The organism is Achromobacter sp. HNDS-1, from assembly GCF_040084795.1.
In the GTDB taxonomy this organism is placed as follows: Bacteria; Pseudomonadota; Gammaproteobacteria; order Burkholderiales; family Burkholderiaceae_B; genus Achromobacter; species Achromobacter ruhlandii.
Genome location: NZ_CP157584.1, coordinates 1,575,885 through 1,602,847 on the forward strand (window position 1 = coordinate 1,575,885; position 26,963 = coordinate 1,602,847).

General features: G+C 68.3%; 25 protein-coding genes. 5 read left to right on the forward strand and 20 right to left on the reverse strand.

The genetic code is table 11. The annotated features are described in order from the left end of the window. Positions 1 to 2: 2 nt before the first annotated feature. The 10 genes from uvrC to ABFG95_RS07215 form a co-directional block, all read right to left on the reverse strand. The gene (gene uvrC, locus ABFG95_RS07170) at positions 3 to 1,832 is read right to left on the reverse strand and encodes an excinuclease ABC subunit UvrC (RefSeq protein ID WP_049072758.1); all 1,830 of its coding nucleotides are present in this window, start codon (positions 1,830 to 1,832) and stop codon (positions 3 to 5) included. Further along, positions 1,795 to 2,850, reverse strand: a complete 1,056-nt coding sequence (gene nagZ, locus ABFG95_RS07175) for a beta-N-acetylhexosaminidase (RefSeq protein ID WP_049072757.1) — start codon at positions 2,848 to 2,850, stop codon at positions 1,795 to 1,797. The genes uvrC and nagZ overlap by 38 nt, the downstream gene beginning before the upstream one ends. A 38-nt stretch (positions 2,851 to 2,888) precedes the next feature. Beyond that, positions 2,889 to 3,326: a holo-ACP synthase gene (acpS, locus tag ABFG95_RS07180; protein ID WP_049072756.1), complete on the reverse strand. Its 438-nt coding sequence runs from the start codon at positions 3,324 to 3,326 to the stop codon at positions 2,889 to 2,891. A 35-nt stretch (positions 3,327 to 3,361) separates the two neighbouring features. Then, positions 3,362 to 4,102, reverse strand: a complete 741-nt coding sequence (pdxJ, locus tag ABFG95_RS07185; RefSeq protein ID WP_054416393.1) for a pyridoxine 5'-phosphate synthase — start codon at positions 4,100 to 4,102, stop codon at positions 3,362 to 3,364. Continuing rightward, positions 4,099 to 5,586 (reverse strand): efflux transporter outer membrane subunit, encoded by a 1,488-nt coding sequence (locus tag ABFG95_RS07190; protein ID WP_059272139.1) that lies wholly within the window; start codon positions 5,584 to 5,586, stop codon positions 4,099 to 4,101. Before ABFG95_RS07190 ends, pdxJ begins: the two co-directional genes overlap by 4 nt. Further along, positions 5,583 to 8,804 carry an efflux RND transporter permease subunit gene (locus ABFG95_RS07195; protein ID WP_278991913.1) on the reverse strand — a complete coding sequence of 1,074 codons (3,222 nt, stop codon included), beginning with the start codon at positions 8,802 to 8,804 and terminating at the stop codon, positions 5,583 to 5,585. The genes ABFG95_RS07190 and ABFG95_RS07195 overlap by 4 nt, the downstream gene beginning before the upstream one ends. Positions 8,805 to 8,867: 63 nt before the next feature. After that, complete coding sequence (locus ABFG95_RS07200) at positions 8,868 to 10,112, reverse strand: efflux RND transporter periplasmic adaptor subunit (RefSeq protein WP_049072751.1); 1,245 nt, start codon at positions 10,110 to 10,112, stop codon at positions 8,868 to 8,870. Between the two features lie 271 nt (positions 10,113 to 10,383). Beyond that, positions 10,384 to 10,773, reverse strand: coding sequence for a helix-turn-helix domain-containing protein (locus ABFG95_RS07205; protein WP_059273065.1), 390 nt, complete (start codon positions 10,771 to 10,773; stop codon positions 10,384 to 10,386). Positions 10,774 to 10,996: 223 nt separating this feature from the next. Continuing rightward, positions 10,997 to 12,193, reverse strand: coding sequence for a patatin-like phospholipase family protein (locus tag ABFG95_RS07210; RefSeq protein WP_175146264.1), 1,197 nt, complete (start codon positions 12,191 to 12,193; stop codon positions 10,997 to 10,999). 19 nt (positions 12,194 to 12,212) lie between these two features. Next, positions 12,213 to 12,809, reverse strand: coding sequence for a DUF4136 domain-containing protein (locus ABFG95_RS07215; RefSeq protein ID WP_175146265.1), 597 nt, complete (start codon positions 12,807 to 12,809; stop codon positions 12,213 to 12,215). A gap of 199 nt (positions 12,810 to 13,008) precedes the next feature. Between ABFG95_RS07215 and ABFG95_RS07220 the strand changes: the two genes are divergently transcribed. Further along, positions 13,009 to 13,803: a TOBE domain-containing protein gene (locus tag ABFG95_RS07220; protein WP_049072749.1), complete on the forward strand. Its 795-nt coding sequence runs from the start codon at positions 13,009 to 13,011 to the stop codon at positions 13,801 to 13,803. Between the two features lie 90 nt (positions 13,804 to 13,893). On the opposite strand, the gene ABFG95_RS07225 is transcribed toward ABFG95_RS07220, so the two are convergent. From ABFG95_RS07225 to ABFG95_RS07260, 8 genes are all read right to left on the reverse strand, one after another. Next, the gene (locus ABFG95_RS07225; protein WP_059272141.1) at positions 13,894 to 14,580 is read right to left on the reverse strand and encodes an ATP-binding cassette domain-containing protein; all 687 of its coding nucleotides are present in this window, start codon (positions 14,578 to 14,580) and stop codon (positions 13,894 to 13,896) included. Further along, positions 14,577 to 15,260, reverse strand: a complete 684-nt coding sequence (modB, locus tag ABFG95_RS07230; protein WP_175146267.1) for a molybdate ABC transporter permease subunit — start codon at positions 15,258 to 15,260, stop codon at positions 14,577 to 14,579. Before modB ends, ABFG95_RS07225 begins: the two co-directional genes overlap by 4 nt. A gap of 31 nt (positions 15,261 to 15,291) precedes the next feature. Further along, positions 15,292 to 16,050 carry a molybdate ABC transporter substrate-binding protein gene (modA, locus tag ABFG95_RS07235; RefSeq protein WP_348995688.1) on the reverse strand — a complete coding sequence of 253 codons (759 nt, stop codon included), beginning with the start codon at positions 16,048 to 16,050 and terminating at the stop codon, positions 15,292 to 15,294. 126 nt (positions 16,051 to 16,176) lie between these two features. Then, positions 16,177 to 16,527, reverse strand: coding sequence for an adenosylmethionine decarboxylase (gene speD / locus ABFG95_RS07240; RefSeq protein WP_059272148.1), 351 nt, complete (start codon positions 16,525 to 16,527; stop codon positions 16,177 to 16,179). Beyond that, complete coding sequence (locus ABFG95_RS07245; RefSeq protein WP_162876642.1) at positions 16,524 to 16,694, reverse strand: hypothetical protein; 171 nt, start codon at positions 16,692 to 16,694, stop codon at positions 16,524 to 16,526. The genes speD and ABFG95_RS07245 overlap by 4 nt, the downstream gene beginning before the upstream one ends. 3 nt (positions 16,695 to 16,697) lie before the next feature. Beyond that, a complete protein-coding gene (locus tag ABFG95_RS07250; protein WP_348995689.1) occupies positions 16,698 to 18,167 on the reverse strand; it encodes a DUF4178 domain-containing protein in 1,470 nt (489 codons plus the stop codon). Between the two features lie 13 nt (positions 18,168 to 18,180). Continuing rightward, positions 18,181 to 19,221 (reverse strand): SPFH domain-containing protein, encoded by a 1,041-nt coding sequence (locus tag ABFG95_RS07255; protein ID WP_049072741.1) that lies wholly within the window; start codon positions 19,219 to 19,221, stop codon positions 18,181 to 18,183. Between the two features lie 43 nt (positions 19,222 to 19,264). Then, positions 19,265 to 19,651: a DUF350 domain-containing protein gene (locus ABFG95_RS07260; protein ID WP_049072739.1), complete on the reverse strand. Its 387-nt coding sequence runs from the start codon at positions 19,649 to 19,651 to the stop codon at positions 19,265 to 19,267. 96 nt (positions 19,652 to 19,747) lie between these two features. On the opposite strand from ABFG95_RS07260, the gene ABFG95_RS07265 reads away from it, so the two are divergent. The 4 genes from ABFG95_RS07265 (at position 19,748) to ABFG95_RS07280 (ending at position 25,024) form a co-directional block, all read left to right on the forward strand. Beyond that, complete coding sequence (locus ABFG95_RS07265) at positions 19,748 to 21,259, forward strand: polyamine aminopropyltransferase (RefSeq protein WP_054416382.1); 1,512 nt, start codon at positions 19,748 to 19,750, stop codon at positions 21,257 to 21,259. Beyond that, positions 21,259 to 22,896, forward strand: a complete 1,638-nt coding sequence (locus ABFG95_RS07270) for an NAD(P)/FAD-dependent oxidoreductase (RefSeq protein ID WP_278991907.1) — start codon at positions 21,259 to 21,261, stop codon at positions 22,894 to 22,896. The genes ABFG95_RS07265 and ABFG95_RS07270 overlap by 1 nt, the downstream gene beginning before the upstream one ends. Positions 22,897 to 23,040: 144 nt before the next feature. Further along, the gene (locus ABFG95_RS07275) at positions 23,041 to 24,291 is read left to right on the forward strand and encodes an FAD-binding oxidoreductase (protein WP_175203300.1); all 1,251 of its coding nucleotides are present in this window, start codon (positions 23,041 to 23,043) and stop codon (positions 24,289 to 24,291) included. 28 nt (positions 24,292 to 24,319) lie between these two features. Then, positions 24,320 to 25,024: an aspartate/glutamate racemase family protein gene (locus ABFG95_RS07280; RefSeq protein WP_348995690.1), complete on the forward strand. Its 705-nt coding sequence runs from the start codon at positions 24,320 to 24,322 to the stop codon at positions 25,022 to 25,024. 102 nt (positions 25,025 to 25,126) lie between these two features. On the opposite strand, the gene ABFG95_RS07285 is transcribed toward ABFG95_RS07280, so the two are convergent. Both ABFG95_RS07285 and ABFG95_RS07290 read right to left on the reverse strand, forming a co-directional pair. Then, positions 25,127 to 25,921 (reverse strand): ABC transporter ATP-binding protein, encoded by a 795-nt coding sequence (locus ABFG95_RS07285; protein ID WP_026384195.1) that lies wholly within the window; start codon positions 25,919 to 25,921, stop codon positions 25,127 to 25,129. Between the two features lies 1 nt (position 25,922). Beyond that, positions 25,923 to 26,813 (reverse strand): ABC transporter permease, encoded by an 891-nt coding sequence (locus tag ABFG95_RS07290; RefSeq protein WP_049072730.1) that lies wholly within the window; start codon positions 26,811 to 26,813, stop codon positions 25,923 to 25,925. Positions 26,814 to 26,963 lie beyond the last annotated feature (150 nt).

A 26,963-nucleotide genomic window follows, 5' to 3' on the forward strand; every position in this document is an offset into this window, starting at 1 on the left:
CCCTATCCGCGCAGCGCCTCATAGATCCGTTCGGCCAATTCCTCGGAAATGCCGTCCACCGACGCCAAGTCCTCGATGCTGGCCGAGGCCACCCCCGAAAATCCGCCAAAGCGGGCCAGCAGACGCTGCCGCCGGCGTGCCCCGACCCCTTCGATCTCCTCCAGCCGCGACACGTTGCGGGTCTTGGCGCGGCGCGCGCGCATGCCGGTGATGGCGAAACGGTGGGCCTCGTCGCGCACCTGGGCGATCAGCATCAGGGCGGCCGATTCGCCGCCCAGCGCCACCGGCGGGCGGCCATCGGCAAATACCAGGGTTTCCAGGCCGACCTTGCGCCCTTCCCCCTTGGCCACGCCCACCAGCGCCTGGATGTCCAGGCCCAGCTCGGCGAACACCTGGCGCGCCACCTCGACCTGGCCCTTGCCGCCGTCGATCAGCACCAGCCCGGGCATCTGCGCCTCGCCGTCGGCCACCTTGGCGAAGCGCCGCGTCAGCACCTGGCGCATGGCGGCGTAGTCGTCGCCCGGGGTAATGCCGGCGATGTTGTAACGGCGGTATAGCGAGGGCTGCATGTCGTGGTGCTCGAACACCACGCAGGAGGCCTGGGTGGCCTCGCCGGCGGTATGGCTGATGTCGAAGCACTCGATGCGCAGCGCGTCCAGCGCCGCCTCGTCGGTATCCAGGTCCAGCGCCTCGGCCAGCGCCAGGGTGCGGGCGGCGCGGGCGCCGGATTCGGTCAGGGCGCGGGCCAATGCCATCTCGGCGTTCTTGAGCGCCTGCTCCAGCCAGGCGCGGCGCGCGCCCTGCGGCCGGGTCAGCACGCGCGACGGGCGGCCCCCGGCCTGCTCCACCAGCAGGTCGATCAGGCCGGCGTCGGGCAGCGCGTGCGAACAGACCAGCACCGGCGGCAGCGCGTTGTCGGTGTAGTGCTGCGCCACGAAGGCTTCCAGCACCTGCGGCGCGGCCTCGCCTTCGGCGTGGGTCGGGAAGAACGGCTTGTCGCCCAGGTGGCGCCCGCCCCGCACCATGGCCAGGTTGACGCAGACCTTGCCGCCGGCAATGGCGACCGCGACGATGTCGGTGTCCTCGCCGCTGACGTTCTCCATGGTCTGCTGGTGCAGCACCCGCGCCAGCGAGCCCATCTGGTCGCGCAGCGCGGCGGCCTCCTCGAAGCGCAGCGCCTCGGCGGCCTCCAGCATGCGGGCCTCGATCTCGCCCATCACGTCCTTGGCCTCGCCGTTCAAGAAGCGCACCGCGCGCTGCACGTCCGAAGCGTAGTCCTGCGCCTGGATGGCGCCGACACAGGGCGCCGAACAGCGCCCGATCTGATGCAGCAGACAGGGCCGCGAACGGTTGGCGAAGACGGTGTCCTCACAGGTGCGCAGGCGGAACACCTTCTGCAGGATCTGGATGGTCTCGCGCACCGCCCAGGCGTTGGGGAACGGGCCGAAGTATTGGCCGCGCTTGTTGGTGGCGCCGCGGTAATAGGCGATGCGCGGCCAGTCGTGGCCGGTGATCAGCAGGTACGGGTAGGACTTGTCGTCGCGGAACAGGATGTTGTAGCGCGGCTTCAGGCTCTTGATGAGGTTGTTTTCCAGGATCAGCGCTTCGGCCTCGGAGCGCGTGACGGTGACCTCCAGCCGCGCCACCTTCGCCACCATCTGGGCGATGCGCGGGCTGGACAGGTTCTTCTGGAAATACGACGAGACGCGCTTTTTCAGGTCGCGCGCCTTGCCGACATACATGACCTCGCCGGCCGCATCCAGGTGCCGGTAGACACCCGGCAGATGCGGCAGGTCAGCCAGGAACGATTTGAGATTGAAGTCGTCGGGCATTCTGGTAACGGCTTTCGGCCTGCAGGGAATCCCAGTCGAGCGCGTCGAAACGCGGCATCAACCGGCGGATGCGGGCCACGGACTCGGGCGCGTGGTCGAATTCGAGCCGCGCCAGCAGCTCGTCGGCCAGGTCGGGCCGGTTGCACACCAGCACCATGTCGCAGCCGGCGCCGAGCGCGGCCTGGGCGCGCGCCAGGATATCGCCGGCGACGGACGCGCCTTCCATGGTCAGGTCATCCGAGAACACCACGCCATCGTAGCCCAGGCGGGTGCGCAGGATGTCCTGCACCCAGCGCCTGGAGAAGCCGGCCGGATGTTTGTCGACCTTGGGGTAGATCACGTGCGCCGGCATCACCGACGGCAGCACCGCGTCGCCCAGCCAGGCGTAGGGCGCGGCGTCGTCCTTGAGGATGCGTTCGAGCGGACGCGGATCGACCGGGATCTCGTGGTGCGAATCCGCGCCGACGAAGCCGTGTCCCGGGAAATGCTTGCCGCAGGCCGACATGCCGGCCAGCGCCAGGCCCTGGATCAACGCGCGCGACAGCATCGTCACCACCCGCGCGTCATGATGGAAAGCGCGGTTGCCGATCACCTTGCTGACGCCGTAGTCCAGGTCCAGCACCGGCGTGAAGCTCATGTCCACGCCGCAGGCGCGCAGCTCGGCGGCCAGCACGTAGCCGGCCTCGGTCGCCAGGCGCATGGCGGTCAGCGGATCGCGGTCCCACAGCGCGCCCAGGTCGCGCATCGCCGGCAGCGGCGTGAAGCCGTCCTCGCGGAAGCGCTGCACCCGGCCACCCTCGTGGTCGACCAGGATCAGCAGGCGCTCCTTGCGCGCCTTGTGGATCTGGCGGGTCAGCTCGGTCAGCTGGCGGCGGTTCTCGAAATTGCGCGCGAACAGGATGACGCCGCCCACCAGCGGGTGGCGCAGGCGTTTCTTTTCTTCCTTGGTCAGCACGGTGCCAGCCACATCGACCATCACGGGACCGGGCGGCAGCGCCCGGGATTTCTTCTTGGCCATCGGCGTGTCCTTCTGTGTTGCAAGCCGGCCCGCGGGCGTCAGGGCTTGCGTTCGACCACCACGTAGGCGGCGGCCATGTCGGATTCATCGGTAATGGAAACGTGCGCGGCGCCAAAGCGCTGCACGTACCATTCCAGCAGTTCAGGGGCGATCACCAGCACCGGCCGGCCGCCGGGCGCGTTCAGCGTCTGCACCCGGCGCCAGGTCATGGGCATGCGCATGCCCAGCCCGACCGCCTTGGAAAACGCTTCCTTGGCGGCAAAGCGCGTCGCCAGGAAACGCACGCCGCGCACCGGGTCGCGGGCGCGGCGGGCATGGAACTTGGCCAGTTCCTCGGGCCCCAGGATCTTCTCGGCGAAACGGTCGCCGTGGCGCGCCAGCGCGCGCTCGATGCGATCGATGCGCAGCAGGTCCATGCCGATGCCGCCGATGGCGGCCGGCGCGGGGACGGCGAGAGGGGCTTCGGGCTGGGACATCGCTGCGGCGCCGTTCAAGGGGATCGGGCCCGGGCTCAACGGCCGCGCAGCGCTTCCAGGCGGGCCTGCACCATCAGCGCCTTCATGTCGCGCACGGCCTTTTCCCAGCCGTCGAACACCGCCTGCGCCACGATGGCATGGCCGATGTTCAGTTCGGAAATGCCGTCCAGCGCCGCCACCGGCTTGACGTTGCCATAGTGCAGTCCATGGCCGGCGTTGACGCGCAGGCCATGGCGCAGCCCTTCGGCCACCGCCGCGCGGATGCGCTCCAGCTCGGCCAGGGCGGCGTCGCCCTCGGCTTCGGCATAGGCGCCGGTGTGCAGTTCGATGACCGGCGCGCCCGCGCGGGCGGCGGCGGCGATCTGCGCCGGATCGGGATCGATGAACAGCGACACGCGGATGCCGGTCTCGGTCAGCAGGCCGACCGCGTCCGTCACCGCCGACAGCGCGCCGGCCACTTCCAGCCCGCCTTCGGTGGTCAGTTCGGTGCGTTTTTCCGGCACCAGGCAGACGTCATTGGGCTTGACCGCGCAGGCGATCTCCAGCATCTCGGGCGTAACCGCGCATTCCAGGTTCATGCGCGTGCGCAATTGCGGCCGGATCGCGTAGACGTCGGCGTCCTGGATGTGGCGGCGGTCTTCGCGCAAATGCAGCGTGATCAGGTCGGCGCCGGCGTCCTCGGCGCGCAGCGCCGCGGCCACCGGGTCCGGATAGGTCGTGTGACGCTGTTGCCGCAGGGTCGCGACGTGATCGATGTTTACACCAAGTTCTATCATTGCACTTTCGTTGTTTCTTCCCAGCCGCCGCCCAACGCCTTGTAGAGTTCCACACGGTTGATCAGCGCGGCCAGGCCGGTCTGCACCAGCGCCAGCTGGGCATTGAAAAAGTCCACTTGCGCGGTCTGCACCTGCAGGTAGCTGTCGATGCCATTGGTATAACGCAGGTTCGACAGCTCCAGGGTGCGCGCCGACGAATCCTGCAACGCGCGCTGGGCGTCCAGCTGCGCGCCATAGGTAGCCTCGCCCGCCAGCGCGTCCGAGACCTCGCGGAACGCCTGCTGGATGGTCTGCTCGTACTGCGCCACGGCGATATTGTCGCGCGCCTTGGCCAGGTTCAAGCCTTCGCGGATGCTGCCGCCGGCGAACAGCGGCGTGGTGATCGACGGCGAGAAGCTCCAGTAGCCCTGGCCGCCCTTGAACAGGGTATCCAGCGACGGGCTGGCCACGCCGAACAGGCCGGTCAGCGAGATGGTCGGGAAGAACGCCGCGCGCGCCGCGCCAATGTTGGCGTTGGCCGACTTCAGGTTGTTCTCGGCGGCCAGGATGTCCGGACGACGCTCCAGCAGGTCGGACGGCAATCCGGCCGGCACCGTGGCCAGCAACTGGTCGCGGCCGAACGTGGCCGGCGGCGGCAGGTCCTCGGGCAGCGGCGTGCCCAGCAGCAGCACCAGCGCATTGACGGCCTGGGCCTGGGCCCGGGCCAGTTGCGCCAGGTCGGCCGATGCCGTGTCCAGCAGCGACTTGGACTGGTTCAGGTCCAGTTCGGACGCCACGCCGCCGTCGAAGCGGCGCTTGACCAGGTTGTACGACTCCTGGCGCGAGGCCAGCGTGCGCTGGGTCAGTTCCAGCTGCACCTGGGCGGCGCGCAGGTTGAAGTACGACTGCGCCACCGCGCCGATCAGCGTGATGTGGGTGCTCTTTTGCGCCTGCTCGGTCGACAGGTACTGCTGGTACGCCGCTTCCGACAGGCTGCGCAGGCGGCCGAACAGGTCGATCTCGAACGTGGTCAGGCCGATGCCGGCCTGGTACGAACTGCTGATCGAACCGGCGCCCGGCTGGCGCATGTTCTCGGGCAAGCGCTGGCGCTGGCCCTGGATGCCGGCGCCGATGCTGGGCCATTGCGCGCCGCGCTGCACGCCGTACTGGGCGCGCGCCTCTTCGACGCGCTGCACCGCCACGCGCAGGTCGCGGTTGTTGACCAGCGCCAGTTCGATCAGGCGCTGCAGGCGCGGATCGCGGAAGAAATCGCGCCAGCCCAGGTCGGCTGCCGGCGTGCCGGCCTGCGGCGCCACCGCCGCCGCGGGCTGCGTGCCCAGCGACATGGGCGTGGCGTACGCGCCGTACTGCACCTTGGGCTGATCCGGCCAGTTGCCGGAAACCGGCGCGTCGGGACGCTTATAGTCGGGCGCCAGCGAGCAGCCGGCCAACGCCACCGCCACGAAGGCGGACAAGGCGGTCTGTTTGAACATCAGGGCGCTCATTCCTTGCCCTCCTGGCCACCGTTGGGTTGTGCGGGAGCGTCCGGCGGGGTCTGCCCCGCGGCCGCCTTCTTGGCCGCCTGCTCTTCCTCGAAGGCGCGCAGCTCGGCGCCCAGCAGGCGCGGCTTGGTCTTGAACAGGCCCAGCACCACCACGAAGAAGGTCGGCACGAAAATCACCGCGAACGGCGTGGCGGCCAGCATGCCACCCAGCACGCCCAGGCCCACCGCGCGCTGGCTGGCGGCGCCGGCACCGGTGGCCATGGCCAGCGGCACCACGCCCAGGATGAAGGCCAGCGAGGTCATCAGGATCGGCCGGAACCGCAGGCGCGCGGCTTCCACCGCCGCTTCATATAGCCCCATGCCGCGCGCGTACTGGTCCTTGGCGAATTCCACGATCAGGATGGCGTTCTTGGCCGCCAGCCCGATCACGGTCACCATGCCCACCTGGAAGTACACGTCGTTGGACATGCCCAGCGCGCTGACCAGCGCCACCGCGCCCAGCATGCCCAGCGGCACCACCAGCATCACGGAGATCGGAATGGCCCAGCTTTCGTACAGCGCGGCCAGCACCAGGAACACCACCAGCAGCGACAGGCCCATCAGGATCGGGGCCTGGTTGCCGGCCTGGCGTTCCTGGTAGGACAGCCCGGTCCATTCGTAGCCGAAGCCCTGCGGCAACTGGCCCACCAGCTTCTGCATTTCCTCCATGGCCTGGCCGGTGGTGTAACCGGCCGCGGCGCTGCCGCCGATCCGCATCGATTCGTAGCTGTTGTAGCGCACCACCTGCACCGGGCCTTGCGACCACTTGGCGGTGACGAACGACGACAGCGGCACCATGCCACCCTGGGTGTTGCGGGCGTTCAGCTTGAGCACGTCGGACAGCTGCATGCGGTACGGCGCATCCGCCTGCACCCAGATGTTCTGCATCCGGCCCAGGTTGGGGAACTTGCTCAGGTAGGCTGAACCGACGGCGGTGGAGATCAGCGAGGCGGCCTCGTCGAAATTCACCCCCAGCGCGGCGGCCTTGTCGCGGTCGATGTCCAGCGTCAGTTGCGTGCCGGCCGACAGGCCGGTGATGCGCACCTGCGACAGCACCGGGCTCTTCATGGCCATGCCCATCAGTTGCCCGGTGGCCGCGGCCAGCGCCTCGGTGCCGGCCGCGCCGCGGTCCTGCAGGCGCAGGTCGAAACCGGTGGCGTTGCCCAGCGACGAGATGGCTGGCGGCACGAGCGTGAACACCTGGGCGTCGTGGATGCCCATGAGCTGCTTCTGGAATGCATTGAACGCAATCGCGCCGGCCGAATCGCCCTTGCCCTTGCGGTCCTTGAAGTCCTTGAGCGTGGTGAAAGCGATGGCCGCGTTCAGGCCGTTACCGTTGAAGCTGAAGCCCTGCACGGTAATGATGTTCTCGACCGCGGGGATCTGGCGGAAATAGGCCTCGACCTCCTCGATCACCTCCACCGTGCGGTTGGCGCTGGCGCCCGTGGGCAGCTCGATGTTGCTGATGACGTAGCCCTGGTCTTCTTCCGGCAGGAACGAAGACGGCAGGCGCAGGTACAGCCAGCCCAGCAGGATCACCAGCACCAGGAACGCCAGCATCATGCGGCCGCCCTTGTGCAGGATGCGCGAGACCCAGTTCTGGTAGCCATGCGTGGTGGCGTCGAACTTGCGGTTGAACCAGCCGAAGAAGCCCTTTTTGTCGTTGTGGTGTCCCTTGGGCACCGGCTTGAGGATGGTCGCGCACAGCGCCGGCGTGAAGGTCAGCGCCAGCAGCGCCGAGAAGAAGATCGACACGGCCATGGCCACCGAGAACTGGCGGTAGATCACGCCCACCGACCCGCTCATGAAGGCCAGCGGCAGGAACACCGTCACCAGCACCAGCGTGATGCCGATGATGGCGCCGCTGATCTGCGGCATGGCCTTCTTGGTGGCTTCCTTGGGCGGCAGGCCTTCGGTCGCCATGATCCGCTCGACGTTCTCGACCACCACGATGGCGTCGTCCACCAGAATACCGATGGCCAGCACCATGGCGAACATGGTCAGCACGTTGATCGAGAAGCCCAGCCCCAGCATGACCGCGAACGACCCCAGCATGGCCACCGGCACCACCAGCGCCGGGATCAGGGTATATCGCACGTTCTGCAGGAACAGGTACATCACCAGGAACACCAGCACCATGGCTTCGGCCAGGGTGTGCAGCACCTGCTCGATCGAGACCTTGACGTACGGCGCGGTGTCGTAGGGGATGGCGTAGGTGATGTTGCCGGGGAAGTACTTGGACAGCTGATCCATCTGCTGACGCACGCCCTGGGCGGTGGCCAGCGCGTTGGCGTCAGGCGACAGCACGATGGCGAAGGCCGCCGTCGGCTTGCCGTTCAGGCGCGCGCCGAACTGGTAGTTGTCGGCGCCGACCTCGATGCGGGCGACGTCGCGCAGCAGCACCTTGGAGCCGTCGGTGTTGGCGCGCAGCACGATCTTGCCGAAACCTTCCACCGTGCTGAGCTGGCCGTTGGCCACCACCGTGGCGGTGATGCGCTGCGATTCGGGGTTGGGCGGCGCGCCGATGCTGCCGCCGGACACCAGCACGTTCTGCGACGAGATGGCCTGGTTGACCTCGGCCATGCTCAGGCTGAAGCCCACCAGCTTGGCCGGATCGACCCAGATGCGCATGGCGCGCGGCGCCGCGAACAGCTGGAACTGGCCCACGCCCGACACCCGCGACACCGGGTTCTGGACGTTGCGGGTGATGTAGTCGGCCAGCGCCGTCTGGTCGAGCGAGCCGTCGGTGGACGACAGCGTCACGATCATCAGGAAGCCGGTGCTGGTCTGCTCGTACTTCAGGCCCTGCTGCTGCACGGCGGCGGGCAACTGGGCGATCACGTTGGACACGCGGTTCTGCACGTCCACCTGCGCCAGGTCGGGATCGCGCCCGGGCGCGAAGGTGGCGGTGATGGTCGAGGTGCCGTAGGAATCGCTGACCGACTCGTAGTAGATCAGGCCCTTGGCGCCGTTGAGCTTGTCCTCGATGATACTGGTGACCGATTCGGCCACTTCCTTGGCCGACGCGCCCGGATAGGTCGCGGTGATGGTGATGGCCGGCGGCGCCACGTCGGGGTACTGCGACACCGGCATGTTCGGGATGGCCAGTATCCCCGCCAACAGGATGAACAGGGCGACTACCCAGGCGAAGATTGGTCGATCAATGAAAAATTGCGGCATGTGGGCTGACTCTGAAAGCGATGCTCACCAAAGAGGAACGCAGCGCGTTGCGCTGCGAGCCGCTTACGATTTCTGCGGGGCCTGTTGCGCCGGCTGGGCCGGCTTGGCGCCCGGATCCGCGGGCTTGGCGCCGGGCTGCGCCGGCTGCCCGCCCGCGGCGGGCGCGCCGCCCGCCTTGTTCCAGGGGCTGGCCTGCACCGGCGCGCCGGGTCGGATCTTCTGGAAGCCTTCGACCACGACCACGTCGCCAGCCTTCAGGCCGCTGGTGATGATCCAGTCGTTCTTGATGGCCCCGCCGGTGGTGACGGGCAACTGTTCGATCTTGTTGTCCTTGACCAGCATCAGGCTCTGCGAACCGTCGGCCGTGCGCTGCAGCGCCTGCTGCGGCACCAGCAGGGCCTGGTCGTCCACGCCCTGCTCCAGGCGCACGCGCACGTACATGCCGGGCAGCAGGATGCCGTCGGGGTTCGGCACCTCGGCGCGCAGGTTGACCTGACCGGTGCTGGGATCGACGGTGATGCCGGTGAACAGCAGCTTGCCGGGGCGGTCGTACTCGGTGCCGTCCTCGAGCACCACGGTGGCGCGCGCGGCGTCCTTGCCCACCTGCTGCAGCTTGCCGCTGGCGAAGGCGCGGCGCAATGCGGCGAGGTCGGAGGTGGACTGGGTGAAGTCGACGTAGATCGGGTCGAGCTGCTGCACGGTGGCCATCTGCGTGGCCGAGGTGGCCTCGACCAGCGCGCCTTCGGTCACCAGCGGCTTGCCGATGCGGCCCGTGATGGGCGAAACGACGTCGGTGTAGCCGAGGTTGATCGAGGCGTTGTCCTGCGTCGCCTTGGCGGCGGCCACGGTGGCCTCGGCCTGGCGGTACGCCGCCACGGCGTTGTCGTATTCCTGCTTGCTGACGGCGTTGGCCTTGACCAGCGGCGCGTAGCGATCGGCCAGCAGCTTGGCGCTGAACAGATTGGCCTGCGCCTGCTTGAGCTGCGCGGTGGCCTGGTCGTAGGCGGCCTTGTAGGGCGCCGGATCGATCTTGAACAGCAGCTGGTTTTCCTTGACGTCACCCCCTTGCTCGAAGGTGATCTTCTGCACGATGCCGGTGACCCGCGAGCGGATCTGGGCGTCGCGCACCGCGTCGACGCGGCCGGGCAGTTCGGAAACGATGGGGGTGCGCTGCGGCTGCACCGTGATGACGCTGACCTGGGGCATGCCAGGGTTCATTTGCGGTTTTTCACCGCAGCCCGCCAACAACAGCGCGAGGACACCACCGGAAAGAGCCAGACCTGAGACACGTTTAGGCGAAAACCGCATTGAAACCCCCGCGAAGTTAACCGCGTCAAGCGACCGCAACAATGTAACGGCGTCTGCCGACTGCCGAGTCCGGTTGCCGAAGGGCGGTCGCGGGCTTGCGCGGCCGTGTCCGACCGCCGTATTTGACCGCAATAAACGTTTGCGATCAAAGCAACACCCTGCGCCCCGCCAATGACACGTGAATAGCCCGTTAATGTAACTCAGTTATTGGGGAAATCACGGATTTTCACGGGCTCGCGCGGCGTTGCGGAGGGGAAGAAAACAACGCCGATCAGACGTCGGCCACTTCTTGCAGGTTGCCCAGGAACACATAGCCCACGCCGTGCACGGTATGCAGCGGCAGGCGCCCGCCCGCCTGGCGCACCTTGCGCCGCAGGCGGCAGATCGCCACGTTCAGCGCACGCAGATTGGTGCTCTGGCGCGGCAGCATCAGTTCCTCGCGCAGCAGCGCCAGCTCTTCGCGCAGCAGTTCCTTGCGGGGGTTGCGCAGCAGGCACTGGAAGCAGGCGCGCTCGACTTCGGTCAGGTCCAGCCGGGTGCCCTGTGGCGTCAGCAGGGTCCAGCCATGGTAGAGCAGGCTCCACCAGCCATCCAGGCGCACCGGGAAGGGTCCGCCGGCCCGCTCGGCGGTTGCGGCCACCTGGGGATCGCCCGGCGGCATCGTCGCGGCGGCGGGTCCGGACGGCGTGGATTGCGGGGCGTACGGGGCGGAATACGGGGCGGGCTGGCTCATGCGGTGTCTCCATCGGGCCGGGCCACCGGAATGACGGTGGCCCGGCGCCGAAACAAGGTTTCAAGTCTTGCCGAAAGACTACCGTTCTTGACGCCGTTATGCGGCGCCCCGCCCCGGGAATCAGACACGTCCTAGTCAATCCGTGCCTGGATCAAGACGTATGCGTGCCGTTGCGATGGATGTCGTGCGTGACAAAACAACTGTCCTGGGTGGGACGCGCCAGGATGCCGGGCTTGGCCAGCGTCTGGCGGATATCGGCCAGGCCCGATTCCCAGTGCTCGCGCATGGCCTCGGTGCCGAATTCATAGTCCTTGGAGAAACGCTCGCGATGCTTGGACTCGTAGATCAGGTTGATGATGTTGGTGGCCGGCGTCTTGGCCAGACGACGGATCTCGGCCAGCTCGGGCGCGCCGCGTTCCTTTTCGGGCAGGCGCTCGAGCAGTTGCTGCAAGCCATGGCGCAGCTTCAGCACCCGCCGCAGCTGGTCCGTGACCATGCGGGTCCGGCTGGAATACTGGATGTCCTTCTGGCGCTCGGCCACCTCTTCGAGCGTGGTCGGCAGGCCGCCCCGGGCGGGCCACAGGTCCACCTGGAACGCCAGCGTGTCGCGCATGGTGTCGCTGGTCAGCACCTGGGCCAGCGGCGTGTTGGAAACAACGCCGCCATCCCAGTAATGCTCGCCGTCGATCTCGACCGACGGGAAACCGGGCGGCAAGGCGCCCGAGGCCATGATGTGCTCGGGGCCGAGTGTATGCGTCCGGCTGTCGAAATAGGCGAAGTTGCCGCTGCGCACGTTGACCACGCCGAAGCTGGCGCGCACCGCGCCCGAATTGAGCAGGTCGAAATCGATGTACTGGCGCAGCGTCGCGGCCAGCGGCGTGGTGTCGTAGAAACTGGTGGAAGCCGCGCCCTTGCCATGCATCCAGTACGGCGGCGGAAAGCGCGGCTTGAAGAAACCCGGCTGGCCCGAGAACAGCGCCTGGAAGGCCGACAGCTGGCCATTCATGGCCGGCGAGCCGAAACCGAATGGAATCCCCTCGAACATGCCGGCCAGGGTGTCGCCCCAGGGCACCGAGGCGAACCCCGCCGGCCGGCAGATGCTTTCCCAGAACCCGCGCAACCGCTCGACCCGCTCGTCCTCGGGCGAGCCGGCGATGATGGCCGCGTTGATCGATCCGATGGAGATGCCGGAAATCCAGTTGGGTCGGATCCCCGCCTCGTGCAGCCCCTGGTACACCCCGGCCTGGTAGGATCCCAGGGCGCCCCCGCCCTGCAGCACCAGGGCCACGGTTTCATAGGACGGCGTCGCGCCGGTGTCGGGGGATGCGGCCTTGCGGCGAGTACTCATGCGGCGGTTCCTTGGGATACTAGGGCTTGGTCTTGTCCGGCCCCTGCGGCGCGGCCACGCCGGCGCGGAACGGATACTTGGCGAAGATGTCGGCCACGGCCTTGTCGATGCTCTGCGGCGAGGTCGCCATTTCGGGGTTCCGTACCTCGCCGACGGCCACGCCTTCCCACACCATCTGCTTGCGGCGCGCGTCCACCAAATCGATGTTGAGGGTGCCTTCGGTGTACTGGTAGACGGTGTCGCCCCAGCCGTAGCCGGGCCAGCCGCCGTAGAAGCCGGCGCGGTAGCCGTAGTACGGCCCCATGGCCGGCGGCGCCTCGGTCACCTGGGTCTTTTGCTGCAGCTTGCCATTGAAATTGACCAGCAGGTCGGGATTGGCGGCGTCGTAGACATAGCCGCGCATTTCCATCTGGCCACGGGTGGCGTCCTTGAGCCGCTCGGTCAGCAGGGTGCTGTAGCCCGCCTTGTCGGTGCCCAACGGCGACATGTAGCCAAAGGTGCGGTACCGCGAGAAGTCGGCCTGGCGATCGTAGTCGCCCTTGACGGTGGGTCCGGAGGCGCAGGCCGCCAACAGTGTCGCCATGGAACCCGATGCCAGCATTTTCAGCGCTTTCATGTCGATCTCCAAGAAGGCGGGGCCGCGAGCCGGCCCCCGATGTCAACATCCATCAACACACCCTGAGCGCGTTCATAGTGCCGCGAAGCGGATAAAGTTTCAACAGCATCTCATTCTCATCGGATATATCTCAAAGGACGGCGGACCTGGCTCCATTACACTCGGGGTTGCTTCCAGACCCTGACCACACCTGATACCGATGTTGGAACTCGACGGCTCGATTTGGTTTCGTTCCGGCGCCCAGAACTGGGGCGGCAGGAACCGCATAGACCTGCTGGCGCAGATCGACGCCACCGGCTCGATCACGGCCGCCGCGCGCGCGGTTGGCATGAGCTACAAGGGCGCCTGGGATGCCATCGACGCCATGAACAACCTGGCCGGCGAACCGCTGGTGCTGCGGGCGGCCGGCGGCAAGGGCGGCGGCGGCACGCGCCTGACCGACCGCGCCCGCGGCCTGATCGCGACCTTCCGGGCGCTGGAAGCCGAGCACCGCAGATTCATGGAAAACCTGGCGCGCGCCGGCCTGGATGCCAGCGGCGACATTGACCTGATGAGGCGATTCATGCTGAAAACCAGCGCGCGCAACAAGCTCATGGGCACCGTGATGGAAGTCCGTCCCGGGGCCGTCAACGACGAAATCCGGCTGCGCATCGCTGGCGGCCAGGTCATCACCGCCACCATCACGCGCGAAAGCACGCAGGAACTGGAGCTGGCTCCCGGCAAGGAAGCGCTGGCGCTGGTCAAGGCCTCGTCGGTCATCGTCGGCGCGCCAGGCGCCGGCCTGCGCCTGTCGGCCCGCAATCAGCTGGCGGGCACCATCACGGCGGTGCGCACCGGCGCGGTCAACAGCGAGATCCTGATCGGGCTGGAAGGCGGCGCCACGCTGGCCGCCATCGTCACCAACGATAGCGCGCAGGACCTGGGGTTGGGCGAAGGCGCGCCCGCAGTCGCCATTTTCAAGGCGTCAAGCGTGATCCTGGGCGTGCTGGACTGACCGCGCGCCCGCCGGGCGGACACCCGCCCCCGAGCGGCCGCCCTGGCGGGGCGGCTATGACATCCACGCGCGGCACGCCGCCCCTGTCCGTCAGAGCCCGACATCCTCATCGCGGCGGCGCACCTTGCCGTCGCGCAGCTCGAACACTTCATCGGCCAGCGCCTCGACGTCGGCCGGGTCGTGCGTGATCAGCAGCATCGGCACGTCCAGCTGGCGCTGCAACGTATCCAGTTCCTGGCGCATCTTGCCGCGCAGTTGCGAGTCGAGCGCCGAAAATGGTTCGTCCAGCAGCAGAATCTCCGGCTTGAGCATCAGCGCGCGCGCCAGGGCCACGCGCTGCTTCTGGCCGCCCGAGATCTCGTGCGGATAGCTGCCCAGGATCGCGCCCAGCTCGAAGGCGTCGACCCAGCGCCGCGCCTCGGCCGACACGGCCCGCCGCGGCGGATTGAGCCAGCCGCGGCGCGAGCCGAAGGCGATGTTCTGCGCCACCGTCAGATGCGGGAACAATGCGTAGTCCTGGAACAGGTAGGCCACGCGGCGGGCCTGCGGCGCGACGCTCAGGCGCGCGTCGGAATCGAACAGCACCCGGCCGTTGATCTCGATGCGGCCGGCGTCCGGCCGCAGCAGGCCGGCCACCGCCCGCAACGTCAGGCTCTTGCCGGCGCCCGACGGGCCGAACAGCGCGATGCGCTTGGACTTGGACGAGAACGCCACGTCCAGGGAAAAGTGACGCTCACCCGACACCATGTTCTTGCGTATGCGCAGATCCACGCTCATCGCCCGCCTCCGCGCCGGCTGGAACGGATCGGCACCAGCCTGCCCGCCGCCAGCAGCACCACGATGCAGGTGATGGACGTGACCAGCACCAGGAAATTTGCGGTGGCGTCGTCGCCCGCCTGCACCGCCTCGTAGATGGCGACCGACAGCGTCTGGGTGCGGCCCGGCAGGTTGCCGGCGATCATCAGGGTGGCGCCGAACTCGCCCAGCGCGCGGGCGAAGGCCAGCAGCACGCCGGCCACGATGCCGCGCGCCGCCAGCGGCAAGGTCACGCGAAAGAACACGCCGACCTCGCGCACGCCCAGCACGCGGGCCGCGCTTTCCAATTGGGGATCGACGTTTTCGAAGGCGGCGCGGGCCGACTTGAACACCAGCGGAAAGGCCACCACCGAAGCGGCGATGACCGCGCCCTGCCAGGTGAACACCAGTTCAATGCCCAGCGCCGCCAGCTTCTCGCCCAGCACGCCGCGCCGTCCCAGCAGCACCAGCAGGTAATAACCCAGCACCGTGGGCGGCAGCACCAGCGGCAGGGTCAGGACGGCATCCAGCAGGTCGCGGCCCGGCCAGCGCCAGCGCGACAGGCCATAGGCGGCCGCGGTGCCGGCCACGGCGGCCAGCAGCGTTGCCCAGCCCGCCACTTTCAGGGTAAGCAGCAGGGGCACCCATACCGGATCACTCATCACAGACCGCGTGGGCTACCCGCCCGCGTCCTCAAGGCTTCTGGAAGCCGTAGCGTGACAGGATTTCCTGTCCGGCGGGCGACATCACGTAGGCCACGAAGCGCTTGGCTTCCTGGGCGGCGGCATCGCGCGCCGTCACGGCGATGGGATAGGTGACCGGTGTCTGCGACGGCACGCGCACCGCCACCTTGACCTTGTCCGGCATGATTGCCGCGTCGGTGGCGAACACGAAGCCCGCGTCCACTTCGCCGCGCGACACGTAGTCCAGGCTCTGGCGCACGTTCTGCGCCAGCACGCTCTTGGCCTGCACCGCGTCCCACAGGCCGGCGGCCTGCAGCGCGCCCTGCGTGTAGCGGCCCACCGGCACCGAGGCCGGGTTGCCGTAGGCGATGCGCTTGATGTCGTCGCGCGTCAGGTCCTTGAGCGCGGTGATGTTGGCCTTGCTGTCGGCCGGCACGATCAGCACGACCTGGTTGGCGGCGAAATCCACCCGCGATTCGGGCTTGACGGCCTTTTCCTCGACGGCCTTGTCCATCGCCTTCTGGTCGGCGGACGCGAACACGTCGGCGGGCGCGCCCTTGACGATCTGCTGCAGCAGCACGTCGGAAGCGCCGAAGTTCAGGATGACCTTGGTGCCGGCATGCTCCTTCTCGTACGCCTGGGCCACGTCCTTGAACGCGTTGGTCAGGCTGGCGGCGGCGGACACGACCAGGTCGCCGGCGTGAGCGCTGGGGGCCCAGGCGGCGGCGAGGGCCAGCGACAGCGCCAGGACCGGGTGTTTGCGGAACATGTATCTCTCCTCGGACAAGATCAATCTCGGTGACGAAATATATATAGGTATATAACGCTCGTCAATTTGTGCCCGGGGCCGACTTGCGCCCGATCAACGAAAGGAGGAAATCGACCCGGAACCCGCTCAGCCGCGGTCGACCGTGGTGACTCGCACCGTGTCGGGGGCCAGCGCGGCCCGCAGCCGCTCGAGCGCCAGTTCGGGCCGGGCGGCCCCGCACATGAAGATGTCCAGCGCCGCGAACCGGTGCTCCGGCCAGGAATGCACGCTGATGTGCGATTCGCTCAGCATGACCACGCCCGTCACGCCCGCGCCTTCGCCGAAATGATGGAAATGCGCGCCAAGCACGCGCGCGCCGGCGGCCTCGGCGGCTCGCAGCAGCTCGCGCTCGAGCGCCTGGGCGTCGGCCAGCAGGCCGGCGTCCACGCCACGGAAGTCGGCCAGGATGTGGCGGCCGGGCGTCGCGTGCGGCGTCACTTGTGCGATCCGCCCGACGACCAGCCCGAGCTGCCCGACGATCCGCCGCCCCAACTGCTGCTGCTGCCGCCGCTGCCACCGCTGGTGAAGCGGGCGCCGGGCGAGCTGGCGCCGGTGGCTGCGATGACCACGATCAGGGCGTAGATGGCGTAGAAGAACTTGCCCATGCCTCAGTCGTCCTTTGCCGACATCTTGTCCGCGAGGCTGGCCGGCAGCCACAGGAAGGCCAGGCCGATCAGGATCGGCAGGATGCGGCCGCTGAAGATGTTGCCCAAGTTGAGGAATCCCATGGCGATGGTGGCGAACCAGGCCCATTTGCGATAACCGCCCAGCGAGGCCGAGCGCGGCATCGCCTTCTGCCTGGCCAGTTCGGGATTGTCGAACCACTGGGCCAGTTGCGCCGGCGCCACCGGCGCGACGGCCGACCAGCCCACCTCGGCCGGCCCCTGTTCGCGGGTGAGCTTGAGGTTGCCGGCCTTGTAGTCGGTGATCCTGGTGCTGTCGCCGACCCTGACGCGCCAGTTGAAGGCGCCCAGCGCCAGGTCGACGCGCGAGGTGTAGTCGTACAGCTTCTGGTACAGCTTGGAGCGCCAGCGCACGCTGGTGGCGTTGTTGTAGCTGGGCCAGGTATCGCAGACCTGCACGCGCTCCCAGCCCTCGTCCGTCTCCACCAGCCAGATGAAGCCCTTGGCGGGGTTGAACAACAGGTATTCGATCCAGTCCGAGGGCTCTTCGGGGTCCGGATCGGCGCATTTCATCAGGCCGATCAGGGTGTAGGCGGCGCCATCGATCTTGGCGGTGGCGCCCAGCGCCAGCGTGGTCTTGATGGCGTTGATCTTGCGCGCCTTGCCGATGACTTCGGCGGTCTCGCCGGCGCAGTCGACCGTGGCCGCGCACGACGGGCACACCACCTGCGTCGCCATGGCGGCGACGAAGCTGATCGGCGCGCCGCAGCTGGGGCAGTCCAGCGCCTTGATCTGGCCGCGGAAGCGCCCGGCGGTTTCCTCGACCTGTTCGTTCGAACGCAGCGTCGCCGCCTGCATGCCCGCCAGGTCGAAGGCCTTGCCGATGTAGAGCTCGGGTTCGGGGCCATCGGAGAAGTCCAGCGTCAGGAACGCGTCCAGGCTGCGGAAATCGGCCACCTTGGCTTCCCAGCCATCGCCCGGCACGAACGGCAGCTCCCCCTGCGCGCCGCCAGCGCGGCAGCGCCGCACGTCGGAAGCCGTGAAGCGCTGGCCATCCAGCTTCATGTCGTCGCCGGGCGAGATGTCGGCGAAGGCCGGCAGGCCCTGCACCGTCTTGACCTTGCGGCGGCGGGTAATGGCGTATTGGCCGGAGGCGTCCGACAGCCAGCCGTCCGAGCCGTCATCGAACCACAGGTACCACTCGTTCCAGAAGCCGTCCTCGTAGCGCAGCTGGATGCGGCCGATCAGGTCGAAGCGCTTGCCCTCGAACTGGCCGGCGGCGCCCAGGCACAGCGGCGAATAGTCTTCCAGGACATCGGCGGTCTCGCCGATGCGCTTGACCGATTCGGCGTCCTTGAGCAGCGTGCTGCGGCAGGCGCCGCAGACCGCCATGACCGATGCCGTGGAAGTGAACTTGACGGGTGCTCCGCACTGCGGACACAGGACCTGCTGCATGGGCGGGCGGCGTTCAGCTGGTGAGTTTCTTCAGGACTTCGGCCTTGGCCGCGTCGTAGTCGGCCGGCGTGATCAGGCCCTTGTCGAGCAGGTCCTTGAGCTGCTGCAGGCGCTGCACCGGGTCGGCGCCCGAAGCGGCCGCCGCGCCCGCCGCCGTGCCAGCCGCCGCCTGGGCGCCGGCCGCCGGTTGCCCCGCGGCCACGCCCAGTCCGGCCGCCATGGTCTGGCCCAGCGCCGCGCCGGCCGCCAAGCCCGCGCCGATGCCGGCGATGCCGCCTTCGTTCTGCGCCGCCAGCGGGATCGAGGTGGCGGTCTGGTACTGGGTGAACTTGCCCAGGTCGCCCGCCATGCCCATCGAGATCCGCGTGTCCAGCGCCTTCTGCAGTTCTTCCGGCAGCGACACGTTCTCGACCGTGAAGTTGTCGAGCTTGACGCCATAGCGCTCGAACACCGGGCCGAGCTGTTCGCCGATGCTCTGCGACATCAGGCCCTGGTTGCCGGCGATGTCCAGGAACGGCACCTTGGAGCCGCCCAGCGCGGTGGTCATGGCCGCGACCACCATGTTGCGCAACTGCGCTTCCAGGTCATCGACGGTGTAGACGTCGCGCGTGCCGCTGATCTCGCGGTAGAACTTGGCCGGATCGGTGATCTGGTACGAATACACGCCGAAGGCGCGCAGCCGCACCATGCCGAATTCGCTGTCGCGCAGCGTCACCGGCTGCGCCGTGCCCCAGCGCCGGCCCAGTTGCAGGCGGGTGCTGAAGAAGATCACGTCCGACTTGAAGGGCGACTCGAACAGCTTGTCCCAGTTCTTCAGGTACGTCAGCACCGGCAGCGTCTGGGTGGTCAGCTTGTACATGCCGGGGCCGAACACGTCGGCCACCTTGCCTTCGTTGACGAACACCGCCATCTGCGACTCGCGCACGGTCAGGCTGGCGCCGTACTGGATTTCGAAATCCTGCATCGGGTGGCGCCAGGCCAGCACGCCGTCGCCGTCCTCGTTCCATTGCAGGATGTCGATGAACTGTTTGCGGATAAATGAACCGAGACTCATGGCTAGTTCTCCTGTGTCAGAGATGGGTCGACGCGCGGGCCGCTCAGGTCAGGCAGGCGGCGTTGACCACGCCGGCGGCCAGCGAGATCGAACCGATCAGGCCGCCCATGGCGATGTTGTTTTCCTCGATGGCCTCGTGCAGGCCCTGGATGGCGCGCGACACGACGGCATAGACGACCAGTTGCACCACCATGGCGGCCACGCCCCAGACCAGGAACATGACGAAGCTCGCATGGATGGCGATGCTGGAGCAGAGCGTGAACGAAAAACCGACCAGCGCGCCGCTGTATGAGAGCACCGCGGCAATGTTGCCCTGGCGGATCAGTTCGAATTCCTTGTAGCGCGTCACCGTGGTGTAGACGGCGGTGAAAATGCCCAGCATGACCAGCGCCGAAACAATGTAGATCAGATAGGTCACCGCCGGATGCATCGCTTCTCCCATAATCGCCCCTCCAGGCCCTGATTGCGCGCAGTATATACGCCGCCTTCGATATACTGCGAACGCATTTTTCGAGTCGGAACCCTCATGCGCGACCGCGTCCTCATTCTGTCGGTATTGATCGTCGCTTCCTGCGGCCTGGGCTACGAGCTCATCAGCAGCGCGCTGGCCAGCTATCTGCTGGGCGATTCCATCCTCCAGTTCTCGTCCGTCATCGGCTGCTATCTGTTCGCGATGGGCATCGGATCGTGGTTGTCAAAATATGTAAGAGACGACGACGTTTTGAATCGATTCATCGACGTCGAACTGGCCGTCGCCTTGTTGGGCGGGGTTTCCGCCGCGGTCCTGTTCCTGGTGTTCGCCTGGCTGTCGGCGCCGTTTCGCGCGGCGCTGTACGCGGGCGTCTTCATCATCGGACTGATGGTCGGCATGGAGATCCCGCTGGTGATGCGCGTCTTCAACCAGCGCAAGGCCGAGTTCCGCGAGATCGTCAGCCGCGTGCTGACTTTCGATTATCTCGGCGCGCTGGCCGTGTCGCTGATCTTTCCGCTGCTGCTGGCGCCCAAGCTGGGCCTGCTGCGCACCAGTTTCCTGTTCGGCATGCTCAACGCCGGCGTGGCGCTGTGGACCACCTGGCTGTTCCGCGGCGAGATCCGGCGCCCTGCCGAACGTGCCATACGCGGCGGCGTGGTGCTGGGGCTGCTGGCGCTGGGCTTCCTGTTTTCCGGCCAGATGACGGCCTGGGCCGAGAAGGGCCTGTACGGCGACGACGTGGTGCACGCCGAGACCACGCCCTACCAGCGCCTGATCGTGACGCGCTGGCACGACGACCTGCGGCTGTACATCAACGGCAACCTGCAATTCTCGTCACGCGACGAACACCGCTACCACGAGTCGTTGGTGATCCCGGGCCTGCAGGCCCTGCCCTGGGCCCGCAACGTGCTGGTGCTGGGCGGCGGCGACGGCCTGGCGGTGCGCGAGATCCTCAAATTCAAGCACGTTGAGCACGTCACGCTGGTGGACCTGGACCCGGCCATGACCGGCCTGTTCTCGCGCTCCGAACCGCTGACGAAACTGAACCAGGGCTCGCTGACCGATCCGCGCGTCACCGTCATCAACGACGACGCCGGCCGCTGGCTCGAAAGCCACGCCGAGGTCTACGACTTCATCGTGGTGGACTTTCCGGATCCGTCCAACTTCGGCCTGGGCCGGCTGTACTCGGTGCCGGTCTACCACCTGATGGCGCGGCACCTGGCCGAGAACGGCTACATGGTGATCCAGTCGACCTCGCCCTACTTCGCGCCGCGCTCGTTCTGGAGCGTGGATGCCACGCTCAAGGAAGCCGGCCTGAACACCTGGCCGTACCACGCCTACGTGCCGTCGTTCGGCGACTGGGGCTTCATCCTGGCCGGCAAGCGCCGCGACTACACGCCGCCGGACGCCGTCACCGTGCCGACCCGCTACCTCGATCCGGCCACGCTGCGCGAGCTGTTCCACTTTCCCGCCGACATGCCGGCGCTGGCCATGCCGCCGAACCGCCTGAACGAACAATCGCTCGTGCGTTACTTCGACGAGGACTGGCGCAAGGTCATCCGCTGATGCGGCGCCGCACCTTCCTGCTGGGCGTCGCCACCGCCGCCGCCGCCGGCACGGCGGGCTACTACCGCTCGCGCGTGGTCGAGACCACGCCCGAGGTGCGCTACCCGGGCATGCAGGCCGGCCATGCGCTGCGCGATGGCGCGGCGCTGCCGCCAGCGTCCGGCGCCCGGCGCTGCCAGGTGGCGATCCTGGGGTCCGGCGTGGCCGGCCTGTCGTGCGCCTGGAAACTAGCGCGCGAAGGCTTCACCGATTTCGTCGTGGTCCAAGGCCCCGAGTACGGCGGCAACGCCGCCGCCGGCGCCCGCGACGGGCTCGACTACCCGCTCGGCGCGCACTACCTGCCGCTGCCGTCGATGCAGTCCACCCACGTGCGCGAGATGCTGGCCGATTTCGGCATCGCCGAGCGCGACGCCTTCGGCGAGCGGCCCTATTACGACGAGGCCATCCTGGCGCACTCGCCGCAGGAACGGCTGCTGCGCGACGGCCGCTGGGAAGACGGTCTCTTGCCGATGCACGGGCTGCCCGAGGCCGATCTCGAACAGCACCGCAAGTTCCTGGCGCTGGTGGACCGGCTGCACGGCGCGATCGGCAACGACGGCCGCAAGGTCTTCTGCATCCCGATCGTGCTGTCCTCGCGCGACCCTGTCTGGCGCGCGCTGGACGCGCTCACATTCAAGCAGTGGCTGGACCGCGAAGGCTACACCTCCCCCGCCCTGCACTGGTACCTGAACTACTGCTGCCGCGACGACTACGGCGCGCCCTACGACCGGGTCTCGGCCTGGGCCGGGCTGCACTACTTCGCCAGCCGCGACGGCCATGCCGCCAACGCCGCCGAGGGCGCGGTGCTGACCTGGCCCGGCGGCCTGGCGCCGCTGGTGCAACGGCTGCGCAACGCCATCAGCGCCCGTCTCGGCCATGAGGGCTGGCTGCTGCCCGGGACCGCCGCGCGGTTGCAGGAAAGCGCGGCCGGCCCGCGCATCGATTGCCTGGCGCCGGGGCCCGCCGCCCGCGTCTTTACGCTGCAAGCGCAACGCGCGGTCTGCGCCATGCCGCTGTTCGTGGCCCAGCGCCTGCTGCCCGACATCCGCGCCTACGGTTACGATCCGGCCGCGCACGCGTCGCCGCACGCGCCCTGGCTGGTGTCGAACTTCGTCATGGACGGCTATCCGCGCGAAGCGCCGGGCGAACCGCTATCGTGGGACAACGTGGTCTACCAGGGCCAGGCCCTGGGCTACGTGGTCTCGACCCACCAATTGCTGCGCGTGGCGCGTTCGCCGCGCACGGTGTTCACCGCCTACCATGCCCTCAGCAACCAGACGCCACAGGCCGCGCGGCAATGGCTCGCCGAGGCCCGCCCCGAGGCGCTGCGCGACGAGGCCGCCGCCGACCTGGTCGCCGCCTATGGCGACGAGTTCTGGCGTCGCGCCCGGCAGTTGGAGATCACGGTGCGCGGCCATGCCATGGCCTCGCCCTATTGCGGCTATCTATCGAACGCCGGCCTGGCGGCGTTGCGCGAGGTGGACGGCCCGGTGCTGTTCGCCCATGCCGACCTGTCCGGCTACTCGGTGTTCGAAGAAGCCGCGTGGTGGGGCGTGGCGGCGGCCGGCCGCATCCTGGGGCAGCGGCCGCCCGCCTGACCGGCGCCGGCACACCCGCCTGGCGGCCGCCCGGCGCGGCGTCGCAATCATGGATTGCCCGCTCTCGCTGGCGCCTGCCCGCTACCCTACAATCGTCCGCTCACCTCCCTTGGTTCCATACCGACTCAAGCAGCGACAGCGACGATGGGAAAGCAAGTCATAGTGCTCGGCGCCGGCATCGTCGGCGTCTGCTGCGCGCTGGAACTGCAGCGGCGCGGCATGCAGGTCACCCTGGTCGACCGCCAGGATCCCGGCCGGGAGACCTCATCCGGCAACGCCGGCGTCCTGGCCCGCAGCTCCCTCATGCCCTTCAACCATCCCGGCCTGTGGCGCCAGTTGCCCCGGCTGCTGCGCAACGACACCGTCCAATTCCGCTACCGCGCCGCGTACCTGGCCCGCAACCTGGGCTGGGCGGCGGGCTTCCTGGCGCGCGCCCGGCCGTCGGTGTTCGGCGAAACAACGGCGGCGCTCGACGGCCTGATCCGGCGCTCCGCCGTCGAACACCTGCGCCTGCTCGAGGCGGCCGGCGCGCGCCACCGCCTGCGCGACAGCGGCTGGATCTTCCTGTTCCGCAGCGAACAGGCGTGGCAGGGCGGCGCCCTGGCGCGCGAGGCCTACGCCCGCCACCAGGTGCCGACCCAGGCGCTGGCCCCCGCCGAACTGGCGCAACTGGAGCCGGCCCTGGCGCCGATCTTCCCGCGCGCGCTGTGGATCCAGGGCTCCTATTCGGTGGACGATCCCGGCGCCGTGACCACGGCCTACGCCGACCTGTTCCAGCGCTCGGGCGGCGTCTTCCGCACACTGCGGGCCGCCGCCATCCGCCGCGATGGCGGACGTGGCTGGATCGTGCAAGGCGACGCCGGCACGGAAACGCTGACGGCGCCCGACCTGGTGGTGGCGCTGGGCCCGTGGTCCAAGGCCCTGCTCAAGACCACCGGCATCGACCTGCCGCTGGCGTTCGAGCGCGGCTATCACATGCATTACGGCGCCGCCGGCGGCCCGGCGCTGGGCCGCCCCATCTACGACACCGGCGGCGGCTACGTGCTGTCGCCGATGGCGCGCGGCCTGCGGCTGACCACCGGCGTCGAGCTGGACGACTGCGACGCGCCTGCCCGTCCCATCCAGTTGGACCTGGCGGAAACCCGGGCGCGCGAGGCCATCGACCTGGGCGAGCGGCTGGACCCGCGGGCCTGGCTCGGCCGCCGTCCGACGCTGCCGGACAGCCGCCCGATGATCGGCCAGGCGCCGCGCCATCCCGGCCTGTGGCTGGCGCTGGGCCACCAGCACATCGGTTTCAGCACGGCGCCCGGCACCGCGCAGATACTAGGGGAATTGATGACCGACGGCGACGCCACCGGCCGCCACGACGCCTTCCGTCCGGGACGATTCCTCTAGGGCGTATCGACATTCACGGGAGCCCCGCGTGGCCACGAACGATGCAACCCTCCCGGCCGCGCCCGCGGCCCCAGGCGCCTTTCTCGGCCTGCTGATGCTGGACACGCGCTTTCCGCGCCCGCCCGGCGACGTCGGCAACCCCGAGACCTACGCCCGCGCCGGCATCCCGGCGCGCTTCGTCACGGTGCCGGGCGCCTCGCCGCGCAAGATCGTGCAGGAAGCCGACCCGGCCTTCCTGCGGCCGTTCATCGATGCCGCCGTGGGTCTGGCGCGCGACGGCGCGGCGCTGATCTCCACCAGTTGCGGTTTCCTGGCGCGCTACCAGGACGCCTTGCAGGCCGCCGTGCCGGTGCCAGTCGTGTCGTCCAGCCTGCTGCAATGCCATGGCCTGGCGCGGGTGGGCATCGTCACCTTCGATGCGGCCTCGCTCGATCGCGCCTTGCTGGATGCGGCCGGCGTGCCCGCCAACGCCGTGGTCGAAGGCCTGGCGCCCGGCTGCGAGATGCAGGCGCGCATCCTGGAAAACGCGCCGGACATGGATCTGGCGCGGGTCGAACACGACGTGGTCGAGGCGGCCGAACGGCTGGCGCGGCGCGCCCCGGACCTGACCGACATCGTGCTCGAATGCACCAACATGCCGCCCTACCGCGAGGCCGTGGCGCGCGCCACCGGCCTGCCAGTGCACGACATCGAGACGCTGCTGCTGCGCAGCTGGCGCGCGCTGGCGGCCTGACCGCCAATCCGCGCGAGCGCCGCGCGCCGGCATGAAAAAACCCGGCGTGATCCCGAGGGATCCGCGCCGGGTCTTGCGCCTGTCGGCGCCCGGAGCGTCCGTTCAGCCCAGCAGCAAGGCGTCGTCCGACAGCTTCTCGCCGCGCACGCGCTCGAACATGGCCAGCAGGTCGGGCACGTCCATGCCGCGGCGTTCATCGCCGGACACGTCCAGCACCACCTGGCCCTGGTGCAGCATGACGGTGCGGTCGCCCACGTCCAGCGCCTGGCGCATGCTGTGCGTGACCATCATGGTGGTCAGCTTGCTTTCGGCCACGATGCGCGCCGTCAGTTGCAGCACGAAGTCGGCGGTGCGCGGGTCGAGCGCGGCGGTGTGTTCGTCCAGCAGCAGGATGCGCGACGGCTGCAGCGCCGCCATCAGCAGGCTCACGGCCTGGCGCTGGCCGCCCGAGAGCAGGCCGATGCGGTCGGTCAGGCGGTTTTCCAGGCCCAGGCCGAGCGTGGCCAGGCGTTCGCGGAAACCTTCCTTCATCGAGGCCTTGACCGCGCGGCCATAGCCGCGGCGCGCGCCGCGCAACTGCGCCAGCGCCATGTTCTCTTCGATGGTCAGGTCTTCGCAGGTGCCGGCCATCGGATCCTGGAACACGCGCGCCACGCGCGAGGCGCGGGCCCAGACCGGCTGGCGCGTGACGTCGGCGCCGTCGATCTCGATGCGGCCGGAATCGACCGGCAGGTCGCCCGACACGGCATTCAGGAAGGTCGACTTGCCGGCGCCGTTGGAACCGATGACGGTGACGAACTGGCCCGACGGGATGTCCAGCGACAGCCCGCGCAGCGCCCGCGTCTCGATCGGCGTGCCGGCGTTGAAAGTGATCTTGAGGTCTTTTGCGGACAACATATCAGCGCCCCTTCTTGCCGACCAGCCGGCGCTTGAGCATGGGAATGACCAGGGCGATCGTGACCAGCACCGCGGTGACGAGGTTCAGGTCCTGCGCCTTCAGGCCGATGAAATCGCTGTTCAGCGCCAGCGCGATGAAGAAGCGGTAGACGATGGCGCCGATGATGACGGCCAGCGTGGCCAGCACCAGCTTGCGCGACGGCAGGATGCTTTCGCCGACGATCACCGCGGCCAGGCCGATGACGATGGTGCCGATGCCCATGGAGATGTCGGAACCGCCCTGGGTCTGCGCGAACAGCGCGCCCGCCATGGCGACCAGCGCGTTCGACAGCGCCATGCCGCCCAGGATCATGCGGCCGGTGTTCACGCCCTGCGCGCGGGCCATGCGGCCGTTCGAGCCGGTGGCGCGCACCGCCAGGCCGGTCTGGGTGGCGAAGAACCAGTCCAGCGCCAGCTTGGCCAGGATCACGATGACCACCAGGATCAGCGGCCGCGCCACGTAGTCCGACAGCCAGCCCGGCTGCAGGATGGTGAAGACGGTGGGTTCGGTGATGAGCGGCACGTTGGGCTTGCCCATGATGCGCAGGTTCACGGAATACAGCGCGATCATCATCAGGATGCTGGCCAGCAGATCCATGATCTTGAGCTTGACGTTGAGCCAGCCGGTGACCAGCCCGGCGGCGGCGCCGGCGAAGGTGGCGGCGATGGTGGCCACGAACGGGTCGGTGCCCGAGGCGATCAGCGTGGCACAGACGGCGCCGCCCAGCGGGAAACTGCCATCAACGGTCAGGTCCGGAAAGCGCAGCAGGCGAAAGGAGATAAATACGCCCAAGGCCACCAGGCTGAAGATCAGGCCGATCTCCAGTGCGCCTAACAACGAGAACAATGACATGGGTCAAATCCAATCAGGTAGGGAACGAGCATATTAGAGATTAGGAACGTCCAACTTCTTGCGTTTCGGGATCAGTTTTACCCGAGCTTTCGCAATAAACGTTTCCTGCCGTGCGATTTTCTCTCGATTCCTGCCAAGGCGTTGCCGGGC

What these genes read in the sequence shown, in the direction of transcription:
- modB (WP_175146267.1), bottom strand. Translation starts at nt 15,260, where the DNA reads ATGAGTGATCCGGTATGGGTGCCCCTGCTGCTTACCCTGAAAGTGGCG.
- pdxJ (WP_054416393.1), bottom strand. Translation starts at nt 4,102, where the DNA reads ATGATAGAACTTGGTGTAAACATCGATCACGTCGCGACCCTGCGGCAA.
- ABFG95_RS07275 (WP_175203300.1), top strand. Translation starts at nt 23,041, where the DNA reads ATGGGAAAGCAAGTCATAGTGCTCGGCGCCGGCATCGTCGGCGTCTGC.
- ABFG95_RS07195 (WP_278991913.1), bottom strand. Translation starts at nt 8,804, where the DNA reads ATGCCGCAATTTTTCATTGATCGACCAATCTTCGCCTGGGTAGTCGCC.
- acpS (WP_049072756.1), bottom strand. Translation starts at nt 3,326, where the DNA reads ATGTCCCAGCCCGAAGCCCCTCTCGCCGTCCCCGCGCCGGCCGCCATC.
- nagZ (WP_049072757.1), bottom strand. Translation starts at nt 2,850, where the DNA reads ATGGCCAAGAAGAAATCCCGGGCGCTGCCGCCCGGTCCCGTGATGGTC.
- ABFG95_RS07255 (WP_049072741.1), bottom strand. Translation starts at nt 19,221, where the DNA reads ATGAGTCTCGGTTCATTTATCCGCAAACAGTTCATCGACATCCTGCAA.
- ABFG95_RS07225 (WP_059272141.1), bottom strand. Translation starts at nt 14,580, where the DNA reads ATGAGCGTGGATCTGCGCATACGCAAGAACATGGTGTCGGGTGAGCGT.
- ABFG95_RS07215 (WP_175146265.1), bottom strand. Translation starts at nt 12,809, where the DNA reads ATGAAAGCGCTGAAAATGCTGGCATCGGGTTCCATGGCGACACTGTTG.
- ABFG95_RS07220 (WP_049072749.1), top strand. Translation starts at nt 13,009, where the DNA reads ATGTTGGAACTCGACGGCTCGATTTGGTTTCGTTCCGGCGCCCAGAAC.
- ABFG95_RS07285 (WP_026384195.1), bottom strand. Translation starts at nt 25,921, where the DNA reads ATGTTGTCCGCAAAAGACCTCAAGATCACTTTCAACGCCGGCACGCCG.
- modA (WP_348995688.1), bottom strand. Translation starts at nt 16,050, where the DNA reads ATGTTCCGCAAACACCCGGTCCTGGCGCTGTCGCTGGCCCTCGCCGCC.
- ABFG95_RS07290 (WP_049072730.1), bottom strand. Translation starts at nt 26,813, where the DNA reads ATGTCATTGTTCTCGTTGTTAGGCGCACTGGAGATCGGCCTGATCTTC.
- ABFG95_RS07260 (WP_049072739.1), bottom strand. Translation starts at nt 19,651, where the DNA reads ATGCATCCGGCGGTGACCTATCTGATCTACATTGTTTCGGCGCTGGTC.
- ABFG95_RS07205 (WP_059273065.1), bottom strand. Translation starts at nt 10,773, where the DNA reads ATGCCGCCGGGCGATCCCCAGGTGGCCGCAACCGCCGAGCGGGCCGGC.
- ABFG95_RS07200 (WP_049072751.1), bottom strand. Translation starts at nt 10,112, where the DNA reads ATGCGGTTTTCGCCTAAACGTGTCTCAGGTCTGGCTCTTTCCGGTGGT.
- uvrC (WP_049072758.1), bottom strand. Translation starts at nt 1,832, where the DNA reads ATGCCCGACGACTTCAATCTCAAATCGTTCCTGGCTGACCTGCCGCAT.
- ABFG95_RS07190 (WP_059272139.1), bottom strand. Translation starts at nt 5,586, where the DNA reads ATGAGCGCCCTGATGTTCAAACAGACCGCCTTGTCCGCCTTCGTGGCG.
- ABFG95_RS07245 (WP_162876642.1), bottom strand. Translation starts at nt 16,694, where the DNA reads ATGGGCAAGTTCTTCTACGCCATCTACGCCCTGATCGTGGTCATCGCA.
- ABFG95_RS07210 (WP_175146264.1), bottom strand. Translation starts at nt 12,193, where the DNA reads ATGAGTACTCGCCGCAAGGCCGCATCCCCCGACACCGGCGCGACGCCG.
- ABFG95_RS07265 (WP_054416382.1), top strand. Translation starts at nt 19,748, where the DNA reads ATGCGCGACCGCGTCCTCATTCTGTCGGTATTGATCGTCGCTTCCTGC.
- ABFG95_RS07270 (WP_278991907.1), top strand. Translation starts at nt 21,259, where the DNA reads ATGCGGCGCCGCACCTTCCTGCTGGGCGTCGCCACCGCCGCCGCCGCC.
- ABFG95_RS07250 (WP_348995689.1), bottom strand. Translation starts at nt 18,167, where the DNA reads ATGCAGCAGGTCCTGTGTCCGCAGTGCGGAGCACCCGTCAAGTTCACT.